We start from the raw sequence: 13,185 nt of genomic DNA on the forward strand, positions 1-13,185 counted from the left end.
CATACTTCTTCAGATTCTAACAACGAACAACTAAAAACTAGCAACCACAAAAAGTCCCTAGCGGCGCCACGGCGGCGATACCGCAGGTTTAACCCGCGTTTTGGGAGCGATTCCCGAAAAGGAGCCTCAAAACGCACATTTCAGTAGATATGGCACAAAATACAATCGCCATTGTAGGACGCCCCAATGTGGGCAAATCAACCCTGTTTAACCGCCTGGTAGGTGAACGCAAAGCCATCATGGACAATGAGAGCGGCGTTACCCGTGACCGCCATTACGGGCACGGCAACTGGGTGGGCAAATACTTCACTGTAATTGACACCGGCGGCTATGTGCGCGGGTCTGATGATATCTTTGAAGAGGAGATCCGGAAACAAGTAGAGTTGGCTATCAAAGAGGCAGATGTGATTCTGTTCATGGTAGACGTGGAGATGGGTGTTACAGGGCTTGACCAGGAGTTTGCTGATGTCTTGCGCCGCACAGACAAGCCTATTTATCTGGTCGCCAACAAGGCAGATACCCACGCCCGCGGGCACTTGGCCGGGGAGTTTTATGCGCTGGGTTTTGACAGCGAGATTTTCCCAATCTCCAGCCAGAACGGCTCCGGTACCGGTGAACTGCTAGATGCCGTAGTGGCGCACTTCCCGGAGGAGGGGATTGAGAACCCAGAGGCCGGTATTCCGCGCATAGCGGTGGTGGGCAGACCCAACGTGGGCAAGTCCTCGTTTGTGAATCTGTTGCTGGGCGAGGAGCGAAACATTGTGACTGATATTGCCGGTACCACCCGTGATTCTATCCACTCGCACTACAACGCCTTTGGGCAGGAGTTCATAATTGTAGACACCGCCGGGCTCCGGAGAAAAAGCAAGGTGCATGAAGACATTGAATTCTACTCTGTCTTACGCTCTATCAGGGCGCTGGAGGAAAGCAATGTGGTGATTGTGATGCTGGATGCCACCCGCGGCATTGAGGCCCAAGACATGAATATCATTGGCTTGGCAGATAAAAACCGCAAGGGTCTGGTGATTCTGGTGAACAAATGGGACCTGGTGGAGAAGGAAACCAACACCATGCGGGATCTGGAGAACCATATCAGGGAGCGTATTGCACCCATTTCTTATCCGCCTATTGTGTTCATCTCAGTGCTCACTAAGCAGCGTGTGCACAAGGCTATAGAAACGGCTATACAAGTGTATGAGAACCGCTCCATAAAGATCCCTACTTCTAAATTGAATGAGGTGATGCTGAAAGAGATTGAGCGGTATCCGCCGCCGTCTATTAAAGACAAATACGTGAAAATAAAATACGTTACCCAGTTGCCCACTCATACGCCTACATTCGCGTTTTTCTGTAATTTGCCGCAGTACATAAAAGAGTCTTACACCAGGTTTTTAGAGAATAGGTTGCGGGAGCATTTTGGTTTTGAAGGTGTGCCTGTTAACTTAGTGTTCAGAAAAAAATAATTTGGAGAACTGGGAACAGAAAATGCCTCCAAAGCCCTTACCACCCTTTACCCTTTTCACCATGAGGAATGCATTGTATCTATTGGCTGTAGCAGGTTTGTCTATTTTTAGCGGGTGTGACTCAAAGAAAGCAGAAGAAACCAAGGTGCCTGCCATTGAAGATGCCACCAGTGCCACAGATATTGCTGAAACAACTGCCTCACCTATTGATACCGCAAGAGTACTGCCAGATTCAGCGGCCGTTGACACGGTCTCAGCTGGGGCTGTTCAGTAGAAGTCATAGTTACCTTTAAAACGTGCCTGCTCCTTACCCAAGGGGCGGGCACGTTTTGTTTTATGCCAAGAATCTGATCAGAAAGATCTTATATCTGCCATTAAAAATATATCTATTCAGCCATACGTGCGTACAATAGCCTAAATGCTTAAAAAGCTATCCCGCCAGCCAGAGGCTGAGAGGCCAAGCTGGGGAGAACATGAACTTACGCGCACTGAACAAAATAAAACTATGAAAAAGATATTTTTTGGAGCCGCCATGGTGATGAGTGCAGCAGCGCTCTCCTTCTGTGACTCTAAAACAGAGAACCACATGGAGGACCAGGCGGAGAGAACAGAGCTGCATGCCGAGATGGCCGGTGATACGGCTCTTGCCCAGCAAGCCCGGGCAGTGAAAGACAGCATTGACAAGGTAGACCCAGAAAACCCGGAAGACCAAAAATAGCAAGCCGTTCTGGCTAAACATGCTTGTACAACCATACAAAATAAAACTATGAAAAAGACATTGTTTACACTGGCGCTGGCGGCAGGTATGATGACCTTTAACGCGTGTGGCAACAGCCAGGAAGAGCGCACTGAAGACAACATGGAAGAAGTAGAAGACGCCGCTGAAGAAGCCGGTGACGAGGTGGAAGACGGCGCAGAAGAAGTGAAGGATGAAGTAGATGATAATGATGCTTAATTCCGGCACACTCCCTTAAAACAGAAGAGGCGGTACATGTACCGCCTCTTCTGTTTTAAGGGAGTGTGCCGTAGTAAAGGCTCCTTTCAGGGGGTGCGGCATTGAAGCTGTTTGGGCTTTTGTTTTTTCTCAGGTGCCAGCGTCTGTTTATGGCTTTAGAGTTTCTGTTTCTGGGGTGTTCTCTGAAGAGTAACCCTAAAACGTGGCTTTAGCCAAATACACCTCCACCAGAACAGGAGAAGGAAACGTTCTCAACAAGTTCCTTGCAAACATGATCTTCTATAGCCTGAACCGCCTTGGGCGCTGTGATGAAGTGCGGGAACCGCCTGGGCAGAGCAATTCTACCTGTTTCGTCTACTGGCCTAAGGGGCAGACCCACGCTAGGCTCCCAATCTTCTCTGGATCATACTGTCTACAATGGTGAACAGCTGCGGCGGCGTTAACGTGCGCCACGGTATTTTGTCCAGGTCGCCGCCAAAGTTGATGTAATAGTCAATGTGAAACTGCTGCATTTCACTCACCACAAAATCCTGGAAACCAATGGCCGCAATCCAGCCGTCTTCCACCTCTTCAAACCACTCCTCATAGTACGCGTCATCTGAACCGTGAAAGTTGAAGACGTTTTCCCCTACCAGAATGAAGCGGTGAATGCCTTCCCCAATCATCAGGTCCAGCACATTGCGCTTCAAGGTCATGATGTCATTGTTGATGGTGTCATTCCACTCGCCAATGAGCTCAATGACCGCGTAGCCGTCATTGTAATCTGCGTACAGAATCTTGATGAACAGCGTCTCAGAGTCAATGTCATCCCACTGCGGATGGATGTAGTAGCCGTAAATGGTGTGCGTGTACTCAGACTCGTTGTTTTCTGCGCCGTAGAGCGGCGAGCGCTCATCTTCTGAGGCTGAATACGCTTCTATCCAGTTATAAAAAGGTTCAATGGTGTGCATAGCGTAAAAATAAAGGCTGCAGGAATGGCTAACGCAGAAACAGGGGTTAGGGATGAGCGAATGGCATAAAAAAAAGATTCGCCGGTTACGGCGAATCTTAGCTCCTGTTTTAGAGCCGTTTTCAGGAAAATAGCTCTAAAACAGTAAAATGACAACAGACATCACCAGGGTGCTCCCTTTCTGTTTTGTCTGTCTGTTTTACTGGAAAACAAGGCCAAAAACAGAAGCCTAGTGCTGGTGGTAAGAAGAGATGGCGGCGCGCACGCTCCCGTGCAGCTCCAGCAGTTCACGGGCTTTCTCTTCGTCAATGCTCAGCTCATCCATGATCATGCGGGTGCCGCGGTCTACCAGCTTGTGGTTGGTGAGCTGCATGTCTACCATCTTGTTGCCCTTTACACGGCCCAGCTGAATCATTACGGAGGTGGTGAGCATGTTCAGGGCCAGCTTTTGGCCAGTGCCTGCTTTCATGCGCGTGCTGCCGGTCACAAACTCAGGGCCGGTCACTACTTCTACCGGGTACTGGGCAACCTGGGCCACTTTGCTGTTGGCGTTGCAGACAATACAGCCGGTGGTGATACCGCGCTCGTTGCAGGCCTGCAGGCCGCCTATCACGTATGGGGTTCGACCGGAGGCCGCAATGCCTACCACTACGTCTTTTTCATTCACCCCAAAGGCATCCAGGTCTTTGATGGCCTGCTCAAAATCGTCTTCGGCAAACTCTACTGCCTTACGGATGGCGGTGTCACCGCCGGCCATGATGCCAATGACCATGTCAAACGGAACGCCGTACGTGGGCGGGCACTCAGAGGCGTCTACCACGCCCAGACGGCCGCTGGTGCCGGCGCCAATGTAAAAGAGACGGCCGCCTTCTTTCAGTTTGGCCACGGTGGCCTCCACCAGCTTCTCCAGCTGCGGAATGGCCTTCTCTGCCGCCAGGGGAACGGTTTTATCTTCCTGGTTGATGTTGGTGAGCAGCTCACGCACAGTCATCTTCTCCAGATCATTGTAGTGTGAGGCGGTTTCTGTGGTACTCATACAGTGATTTTTTGCTGGTGGTACAGGCTTAGGCCTGCAATAGGACTTTCAAGAATGTTCTTTACGTTGATGTGGTATTGTTGGGCTACGGTGCGCAGGATATCACTAAAGTAAAATGCAATGGAACCTACAAAGTGGGTGCCTCGCTGCTGGTAGTCTGGGTATTTAGTGACGGTCTTCTCAAAGAAGTCTGCAAAGCACTTGAAGATCATCTGGTAGAGGTACGGGTGGTTGCGGTGGTCATGCATGAACTTGGCAAAACCCGCCATGTACCGGTTAGGGTAAGGCTTGCGGTACACCTGGTCAATGATCTCGTCACGGCCTACCTGGTAGCGCTCAAAAAAGGCCTGGTGCAGATCCTGGGGCAATTCCAGGTTAAGATATGCCTGAACAAGCAGTTTGCCCATGTAGCCCCCGCTGCCTTCATCACCCAGAATGAACCCCAGGTTGGGCATGCTTTCCACTATTTTCTCGCCGTCATAGTGGCAGGAGTTGGAGCCGGTGCCTAAAATGCAGGCAATACCTTCTTCATGGCCACACAAAGCCCGGGCGGCGGCCTCCAGGTCATGGTGCACTGACACGTCACTACTGGGGAACAGCGCTCTCAAGGCCGAGGCAACTACCTCCTGTTTGTCTTTGGCGCTGCAACCCGCCCCGTAGAAGTAAATTTCCTCGGGCATGTGTTGGGGCAACTGCGGCAGCAGGCTCTCCTGCAGGCTTTGGGTAATTTCAGCGCTTTCCTGATAGTAAGGGTTGATCCCTATGGTATGGGCTTGGGCCACTTCACCTTCAGCGGTTAACAAACGCCAGGAAGTTTTGGTAGAGCCGCTATCGGCGATGAGAATCATAAGAAGATACTAGAAGGGTAAAAAACTTAATAAGCACTCAAAGATTGGTTATTTTTTTAATAATCCTACCACAGAGAATTTATCAAATACATATTCTGTGTGGGGCGCATCTTTCAACTCATCTGTGAGATCCTGGCCTGCCCAATGCTCATAATGCTGCCCGCGGCGCCACAGCCGTGATTTAGTCACGTCATATATCTCTCCCTGGTACGCTACCCAGATCTCGTCACGGTCTTGCCCGTTGCGCAGGGCCAGTTGGGAGCGGGTGTATTCTGGGAGCATTTTTAAGGAGTGAAGGAGTGAAGAAGCGAATGCCAAATTATGAGCGAATGTGTACTTATTAAGTGGTGTTCTTTCCGGCTTTTGACAAAACAAGCAAAATTTCTGTGGTTTCGTGTAGTAAGGTCGCCGCAATTTTAGAAGATACGGTTTCTGACTCAGTGAATAGCTCCAGCCAAACATGGTTTCATCAGCTTCCTCTACGCCAATGCATAATATTAGCATGAAACTCTGCGCTTGACCCTGCCCGGCTGGCTGCCCTGTAATTTGCCGCCACAGAAGTGACCTAACGTAAGAGCTACCTTTTCATAATAACCGCTTCTTCAGTTCTGGGTAATTGCTGGCTAAACTTCATGGCCTGCAATGCCAGCATCTTGGTTCTCTGCCTAAACCGCGAGACAAATTCTGCTTTCGTTAACCCCTTCAACTGCTCCATGGGTAAATCTGATTTCCCTCCAAACAAGAGCTGCCGAGAAAAATCAAATCATGGGAAATAATTTATTCTTACTCCCCATTCATTCACGCAATTGCCCCTTCAATCATTGGAAGATTACATTCTGCTCTGCGTCAGAATCCACCTGTTGGGCACTTCCCCGTCGGCGGCGGTCAGGTAGTCCTGATAGCTGCAGGGAATGATAAGGGGCGGGCGCAGACCTGAGAAATCCTCTACCTCCATCCACCATTTATCATTCTGCCGGTTTTTATAGAAAATCATCTTGTTGGGGTTGTCATGGAAACCCACTGAGAACCGCATAAACTGGTTGCTCTGAAAGTTCAGCGGCTGCTGGCGCTGGTAATACCCTTCTATCACGTACCACACCATGGTGGCCAGCGTGGTGGCGGTGAGGTGGCGGTGGTCGTGCTCAGGCCGGTACCCGTAAAGACCAAAGGACGTTAGCTGTTCACTCTGTCCCGCATACCAGGCCAGTTGGCACGCCTCTTCACCGGTAAAGCCGAAGGGGTTTGCCTGCAGCTGGCCCGGGGCGTCTTGGTGGCGTATGGCAGAAACGTCAAAGCTTACCAGGTCAGCCTGCCTGATCACCGGTTCTATCTCCTTTAGGTTCTGCCGTACCTGGCCAATGCGGTACAACTCAAAATGCAGCTTCTCCAGCGCCGCCAGGGTGTGGTTGTCTGTGAGGTAGGTTTGGTGGCCCAGATGGCTCAGGCTGAACAGGTAATTGGGGTCGTGCAGCAGAATGCGGTGCAGGTGGCTCTGCTCTGGGGTGGCGTCTTCGTTCTCAAGAAGGTCTAGCTGGGAGTCAAAAAGAGCCAGACTGGCGGTTTTGTGCAGATGCTCGTAGCCCAGAAACTGCCCGTAGGTGAGATCATGGGAGCCGCCCAGCAGAAGAGGCAGTTTGCCCGCATCTACCAGTATCTCTACTACTTCTTTCAGGCGCAGGTAGGTGTCTTCCAGTTCAATGCCGGGCAGCAGGTTGCCCAGGTCCATGACCAGCCAGGAGCCGGTGCCTTTCATGAGACGGTACAGCTGCTGGCGAATCAGGTTGGGTCCCTGGTAGGTGAGGTCAACCGTGCCGGTGGTGCCGCGGTACTCGGGCAGGCCTACAAGCACCACCTCGGCACTGCGCCAGTCTGGGAACGTATGAATGAACGGCGCCAGGTAGCCACCCACTGACTTGGGGTTGTCGGCAATGCCGAAGGTGTCTTCCGGCAGCGGCTCAAAGAAGATGGAAAGGTTCATGAAACGGAGGGGCAAAAATCAAATTTAGCTAAATAAAGGGCAGGGCAGGAATACTTTTTTAGGAAATCTGCGTGTAACAGGCAAAAGCGTTAAATTTTTTTTAACCAGAATTTGCATTATCTTACCCCAATAAACTAGACAACAGCACTATGAAAGTGACCCGCGTTTTTGACTTGCTGACGCAACAGGTGCAGGAATTTCCGCAGCCAGACTGCCTGGCTACAAAAATAAATGGCGAGTGGGTGAAATACAGTACCCAGGAGGTAATAAAAACGGTGAACACGCTGAGCCTGGCCTTGCTGAAAATGGGCATCAGGAAAGACGACAAGGTAGCCCTTATCTCCATGAACCGCCCGGAGTGGGTGTTTGCCGACTACGGTATTCAGCAGACGGGGGCGGTGAGCGTACCCATGTACCCTACCATTACCGTTGAAGACTACCGGTATATACTGCAAGATTCTGAGACCAAGCTTATTCTGGTTTCTACAGAAGACTTATATAACAAAGTAAAAGAAGCCGCCACGGGGCTGCCTGGTATTCAGGGTATTTACACGTTTGACCGCGTGCCCGGCGCCAGGCACTGGACCGAGCTGCTGCAATTAGGCGAAGGCGAAGACGCGGCCACGCTGGAGCCGCACAAAGCCGCCGTGCAGCCCTCAGACTTGCTCTCCATCATTTATACTTCCGGTACCACCGGTGCCCCTAAGGGGGTTATGCTTTCGCACAACAACCTGGTGAGTAATTTCATGTCGGCTATGCCGTACGTGCCCGTGAACCAGAGCCACCGCGCCTTGAGCTTTTTGCCGCTCTGCCACATTTATGAGCGCATGGTGTCTTGTATTTATATGAGTGTGGGCGTTTCTATCTATTTTGCCGAAAGCATTGAAAAGGTGGCTGATAACCTGAAAGAGGTGAGCCCAGACATCTTTGTGACGGTGCCGCGCCTGCTGGAGAAAGTGTATGACAAAATTGTCGCCAAAGGCGGAGAGCTTACCGGCGTGAAAAAAGCGCTGTTCTTCTGGGCGCTGGGCCTGGGGCAGAAATATGATACCCGGAAATCACCGGGCTTCTTCTATGATGTGCAGCTCAAACTGGCCCGCAAGCTCATCTTCTCCAAATGGAAAGAGGCGCTGGGCGGAAAAGTAAAAGTCATTGTTTCCGGCGGAGCCGCTCTGCAGCCAAGGTTAGCCCGCGTGTTCTGGGGGGCCGACATCAGGGTAATGGAGGGCTACGGCCTTACGGAGACATCGCCGGTGATTGCCGTGAACCGCTACGAGCCCGAGAACAACGTGATTGGCACCGTGGGCCCGGCCATTGACCGCGTTGAAATCAAAATTGCCGAAGACGGCGAAATCCTGACCCGTTCTGAGAGTGTGATGGTGGGCTACTACAAGCGCCCAGACCTCACCGCCGAAGTCATTGACCCGGACGGCTGGTTCCACACCGGTGACATTGGCGAGTTTGTAGAAGGCAAGTACCTTAAAATCACAGACCGTAAGAAAGAGATGTTCAAAACCAGTGGCGGTAAGTACATTGCCCCGCAGCTCATTGAGAACAAACTCAAGGAGTCGCTGGTGATTGAGCAGGTAATGGTGGTAGGCGAGGGCGAGAAATTCCCGGGGGCTTTGATTGTGCCAGCGTTTGAAGGCCTGCAGGAGTGGTGCAGAATCCACAGCATCAACTACACCACCAATGAGGAAATGATCAGGAAGCCCGAGGTGCTGGACAAGTTCCAGAAGGAGATAGACAAAGCCAACGAGCAACTGGCGCAGTATGAGAAAATCAAAAAGTTTGTGCTGCTGCCCAACCTCTGGAGCGTTGAATCTGGTGAGATGACGCCTAAACTGAGCATCAAGCGCAAAATCATCACCAACAACAACCGCGCGCTGATTGACAGCCTCTACCGGAGTGCGTAGATTTACAGAAAGCCCCGCCCAAACGCGGGGCTTTTTTTGTGCGCACGTTTTCGGGCTGTTTTCCGTAAAACAAGGTAAAAACGCATTTCTTCTTGCCGAGAGAAAAAAATCTTCAATTATAGTATGCAAGCATAACAAATTTTTCTAAATTTGGTAAGAGAGGTATAGACCTACAGACATTCCATGAAAGCAAGTGAGACGGTAGACTATAATATAAAGGTGTGCTGGCATGCCATTGCGCGTATGTACAATGCAGAGGCGGCCAAGAATGACATCACCACCTCCATTGGGTTTGTGCTCCTGAACATTGACCCTGACCAGGGCACGGCCGCCACCAAGATTGCGCCGCTGCTGGGGCTGGAAGCCCGCAGCCTGACGCGCATCTTGAAAAGCATGGAAGAGAAAGGCCTTATCTACAAAGTGGCAGACACCCAGGACAAGCGGAGCGTGCGCATTCTCTTGACAGAACTGGGGCTGGAGAAACGGGAGGTGAGCCGCATCACCGTAAAGCAGTTCAATTATAAAGTGCGGGAGGTGATCCCGGAGAGCCAGCTGCAGGTGTTTTTTCAGGTGATTGGCCAGATTAACAGTTTGATTGAGTCTAAAGATGTTTTTTCTGACGAAGGAAGCAGTGAAAAATAAAAGGCGTTTCTGACCTGTTTTGGCTAAAACAGGCCGAAAACAGAAACTGCTCTTCCCCCTTTGAAGGGGGTAGGGGATGCAAGGGCATTTGAAGAAAAGAGTACTTAGCTTAAATAGGAAAAGGATTGATTCTCGGGAATACGATTATCAACACGAGTAATCATTCTCCTACCCCCTTCAAAGGGGACGGAGGAGTACCTAAAAGCTTAAATAGAATTAATCGTGCTACGTGATACGCACATCGTGATACATAATTAAGAGCAACTATGAAGAGAATTATCAAGAAAGTGGCGGTGCTGGGCTCGGGCGTGATGGGCTCGCGCATTGCCTGCCACTTCGCGAACATTGGCGTGCAGGTGCTGCTGCTGGACATGGTGCCGCGGGAGCTTCTGCCCGAGGAACAGGCCAAAGGCCTTACGCTGGAGAACAAGCTGGTGCGCAACCGCATTGTGAACACCGCCCTCCAGACGGCCATTACGTCTAACCCCGCACCGCTCTACGAGAAAACCAAAGCCAGCCTCATCAAGACCGGTAACTTTGATGATGACCTCAAAGGCATTGCCGACTGCGACTGGACCATTGAGGTGGTGGTGGAGAACCTGAAAATCAAGCAGTCCATCTTTGAGAAGGTGGAGCAATACCGCAAGCCGGGCACGCTGATTACCTCTAATACCTCTGGTATTCCTATTCACTTGATGGCCGAAGGCCGTTCAGAAGATTTCCAGAAGCACTTCTGCGGTACCCACTTCTTCAACCCGCCGCGCTACCTCAAGTTGCTGGAGATAATTCCAACCCCTTACACAGACCCTGAAATCACGCAGTTTCTGCTGGAATACGGGGACCTGTTCCTGGGCAAAACCACCGTGCTGGCCAAAGACACCCCAGCGTTCATCGCCAACCGCGTGGGTATCTACGGCATCATGCAGGTGCTGCACGTGATGGAGAAACTCGGCCTGAATGTAGACGAAGTAGACCGCTTAACCGGCCCGGTAGTAGGTAGACCCAAATCAGCCACCTTCAGAACGTCTGATGTGGTAGGTCTGGACACACTGGCCAAGGTAGCCCAAGGCTTGTACCAATCTGGTGAGAAAGACGAAGCCCGTGACCTGTTCCAGTTGCCCGCCTACATTCAGCAGATGCTGGAGAAAAACTGGCTGGGTGATAAAACCAAGCAAGGCTTCTACAAGAAAACCAAGAACGCCCAGGGTGCACCGAGATTCTCACGCTGGACCTGAAAACCATGGAATACGGGCCTAAGCAAAAGGTCAAATTCCAGAGCATGGAAATGCTCAAGCCCATTGAAGACCTGCGCAAGCGCCTCAAAGCGTTCAGCCAGGTGCAGGACAAAGCGGGAGATTTCTTCCGGGAGACTTCCTACGGGCTATTCCAGTACGTGACCAACCGGATTCCGGAGATTTCAGACGAACTCTACCGCATTGATGATGCCATGCGCGCCGGTTTTGGGTGGGAGCTGGGGCCGTTTGAGACCTGGGATGCCGTGGGTGTGCGCGAGACCGTGAGCGCCATGGAAACCGCCGGGTATAAGCCGGCCCAATGGGTATATGAAATGCTGGAGGCCGGGCACGAGAATTTCTACCGCAGCCACAACGGCCAGCGCCAGTATTATGATATAGAGAGCAAAGAATACAAGCAGATTCCGGGCACCGAGAAATTTGTGCTGCTGGACGTGTTGCGCGGCACAAACGTAGTCTGGAAAAACGCCGGCTGCTCTATCATTGACCTGGGCGACGGCATCTTGAATGTGGAGTTCCACACCAAGATGAACTCCATCGGCAGCGAAATCATACAAGGCCTGAACAAAGGCATTGACCTGGCCGAGCAAAGTTTCAGAGGCGTGGTGATTGGCAATGAGGCCGCTAATTTTTCGGCGGGAGCCAACCTGGCGCTGGTGTTCATGTACGCCATTGACCAGGAGTACGACGAGCTGAACCTCATGATTAAGCAGTTCCAGAATACCATGATGCGCATGCGCTACTCCGCTATTCCGGTAGTGGCCGCGCCGCATGGCCTGACCTTGGGCGGGGGCTGCGAACTTTGCTTACACGCAGACCGCGTGCAGGCAGCCGCTGAATCATACATTGGTTTGGTGGAATTTGGAGTTGGTGTAATCCCGGGCGGTGGCGGCACGAAGGAAATGACGTTGAGAACCTCGGCGGCCTATGAAGAAGGGGACACCGAATACAACGCCCTGCGCAACGTGTTCATGACCATTGGTACGGCCAAGGTCTCCACCTCGGCCCATGAGGCCTTTGATTTAGGTTTCATGCGCCGCGGCGATGGCATCACGCTCAACAACAACCGCCTCATTGCCGAAGCCAAAGCCGAAGCCATTCTTTTAGCCGAAGCCGGTTACACCAAACCCACGCCCAAGACCAACATCAAAGTGCAAGGTCGCGGCGGATTGGGCATGTTCGTGACGGGCGCTTACGCCATGCAGGCCGGTGGTTTCATCTCTGAGCACGACCGTAAAATCTCTGAGAAGCTGGCCTACGTGATGTGCGGCGGTGACCTCTCCATGCCGTCTGAAGTCTCTGAACAATACCTGCTGGACCTGGAGCGCGAAGCCTTCCTGAGTCTCTGCGGTGAGCGCAAGACCCTGGAGCGCATCAAGAGCATCTTGACTACGGGTAAACCGCTGCGGAATTAGGGGTTGACTCTTCTGTTTTTGGCCTAGTTTTCAGAAAACAGGCCAAAAACGGAAAGTTTGCTCGCAGGAGCTTTGGCAACCGGCCGCTCCTCTCTTTGTCATTCTGAAAGAAGTTTGATTTCACTCAAGCAACGTCTCTTCCCTCTCTGTCATCCTGAAAAGAACTTAGGGAACAGTGGGCGAATGAAACATGCAATAGAAGGCAAGGCGTTTACAAACAGTTGTCATTCTGGAAGAATCTTGGTGGCGAACTAGACAAGCAGCGGGCATGAAACAGCATAACTACTTTGTCTATATCACGTCAAACCCTACAAAGACTGTGCTCTACGTGGGAATGACCAATGACCTGCTCCGCAGGCTGTATGAACACCGGGAGAACAGAGGGAAGCCTGAGACGTTTGCCGGAAGGTACTACTGCTACAAGTTGCTCTATTATGAGCGGCACACCTTTGTGCAGCATGCCATTGACCGGGAGACAGAACTGAAACTAATGAGCAGAGAAGAAAAAGTAGCTTTGATTAAGACCATTAACCCTAAGCTGCTTTTCCTGAAAGTAGCCGACTGAATTACCGTTCGCCACCGAGATTCTTTCAGAATGACAAAAGTGGGGTGGCTTTAGAATTAATTACAGTTAGCCCACAAGGTCCTTTCAGGATGACAGGGAGTATCAAGAAGAGAAAATAGAATGAAACTCGTTTTCAGCTTGTTTTTATAAAAACACCTCAAAAAC

Annotated in this window: 12 protein-coding genes and 1 pseudogene; 8 read left to right on the forward strand and 5 right to left on the reverse strand. The window is 51.3% G+C overall.

Annotated elements, in window-relative coordinates; genetic code table 11:
* Positions 1–149: 149 nt before the first annotated feature.
* The 4 genes from der (at position 150) to A8O25_RS07555 (ending at position 2,418) form a co-directional block, all read left to right on the forward strand.
* Entirely contained in the window at positions 150–1,463 is a 1,314-nt protein-coding gene (der, locus tag A8O25_RS07540) for a ribosome biogenesis GTPase Der (protein ID WP_066832926.1), read from the forward strand.
* A gap of 61 nt (positions 1,464–1,524) precedes the next feature.
* On the forward strand, positions 1,525–1,737 hold the full coding sequence (locus A8O25_RS07545) for a hypothetical protein (RefSeq protein WP_153042637.1): 213 nt from the start codon (positions 1,525–1,527) through the stop codon (positions 1,735–1,737).
* Positions 1,738–1,968: 231 nt separating this feature from the next.
* Complete coding sequence (locus A8O25_RS07550; RefSeq protein ID WP_066832930.1) at positions 1,969–2,181, forward strand: hypothetical protein; 213 nt, start codon at positions 1,969–1,971, stop codon at positions 2,179–2,181.
* A 48-nt stretch (positions 2,182–2,229) separates the two neighbouring features.
* Positions 2,230–2,418 carry a hypothetical protein gene (locus tag A8O25_RS07555; protein ID WP_066832932.1) on the forward strand — a complete coding sequence of 63 codons (189 nt, stop codon included), beginning with the start codon at positions 2,230–2,232 and terminating at the stop codon, positions 2,416–2,418.
* 380 nt (positions 2,419–2,798) lie between these two features.
* Here A8O25_RS07555 and A8O25_RS07560 read toward each other — a convergent pair whose 3' ends face one another.
* The 5 genes from A8O25_RS07560 to A8O25_RS07580 all read right to left on the reverse strand — a co-directional run bounded on the left by A8O25_RS07560 (position 2,799) and on the right by A8O25_RS07580 (position 7,229).
* Entirely contained in the window at positions 2,799–3,368 is a 570-nt protein-coding gene (locus A8O25_RS07560) for a hypothetical protein (RefSeq protein WP_066832934.1), read from the reverse strand.
* A 228-nt stretch (positions 3,369–3,596) separates the two neighbouring features.
* Positions 3,597–4,403 (reverse strand): N-acetylmuramic acid 6-phosphate etherase, encoded by an 807-nt coding sequence (gene murQ / locus A8O25_RS07565; protein WP_066832936.1) that lies wholly within the window; start codon positions 4,401–4,403, stop codon positions 3,597–3,599.
* Complete coding sequence (locus A8O25_RS07570) at positions 4,400–5,251, reverse strand: BadF/BadG/BcrA/BcrD ATPase family protein (RefSeq protein ID WP_066832939.1); 852 nt, start codon at positions 5,249–5,251, stop codon at positions 4,400–4,402. Before A8O25_RS07570 ends, murQ begins: the two co-directional genes overlap by 4 nt.
* A 48-nt stretch (positions 5,252–5,299) precedes the next feature.
* A complete protein-coding gene (locus tag A8O25_RS07575) occupies positions 5,300–5,533 on the reverse strand; it encodes a cytochrome b5 domain-containing protein (protein ID WP_066832942.1) in 234 nt (77 codons plus the stop codon).
* A 547-nt stretch (positions 5,534–6,080) separates the two neighbouring features.
* Entirely contained in the window at positions 6,081–7,229 is a 1,149-nt protein-coding gene (locus A8O25_RS07580; RefSeq protein WP_066832946.1) for a formimidoylglutamase, read from the reverse strand.
* 149 nt (positions 7,230–7,378) lie between these two features.
* On the opposite strand from A8O25_RS07580, the gene A8O25_RS07585 reads away from it, so the two are divergent.
* From A8O25_RS07585 to A8O25_RS07600, 4 genes and pseudogenes are all read left to right on the forward strand, one after another.
* Positions 7,379–9,145, forward strand: coding sequence for an AMP-dependent synthetase/ligase (locus A8O25_RS07585; protein WP_066832949.1), 1,767 nt, complete (start codon positions 7,379–7,381; stop codon positions 9,143–9,145).
* A gap of 183 nt (positions 9,146–9,328) precedes the next feature.
* Positions 9,329–9,787, forward strand: a complete 459-nt coding sequence (locus A8O25_RS07590) for a MarR family winged helix-turn-helix transcriptional regulator (RefSeq protein WP_066832951.1) — start codon at positions 9,329–9,331, stop codon at positions 9,785–9,787.
* Between the two features lie 266 nt (positions 9,788–10,053).
* Positions 10,054–12,455, forward strand: a pseudogene (locus A8O25_RS07595) (3-hydroxyacyl-CoA dehydrogenase NAD-binding domain-containing protein).
* Positions 12,456–12,723: 268 nt separating this feature from the next.
* Entirely contained in the window at positions 12,724–13,020 is a 297-nt protein-coding gene (locus A8O25_RS07600; protein WP_066832954.1) for a GIY-YIG nuclease family protein, read from the forward strand.
* Positions 13,021–13,185: the final 165 nt, after the last annotated feature.

Source organism: Rufibacter ruber (genome assembly GCF_001647275.1).
GTDB classification, from domain to species: domain Bacteria; phylum Bacteroidota; class Bacteroidia; order Cytophagales; family Hymenobacteraceae; genus Nibribacter; species Nibribacter ruber_C.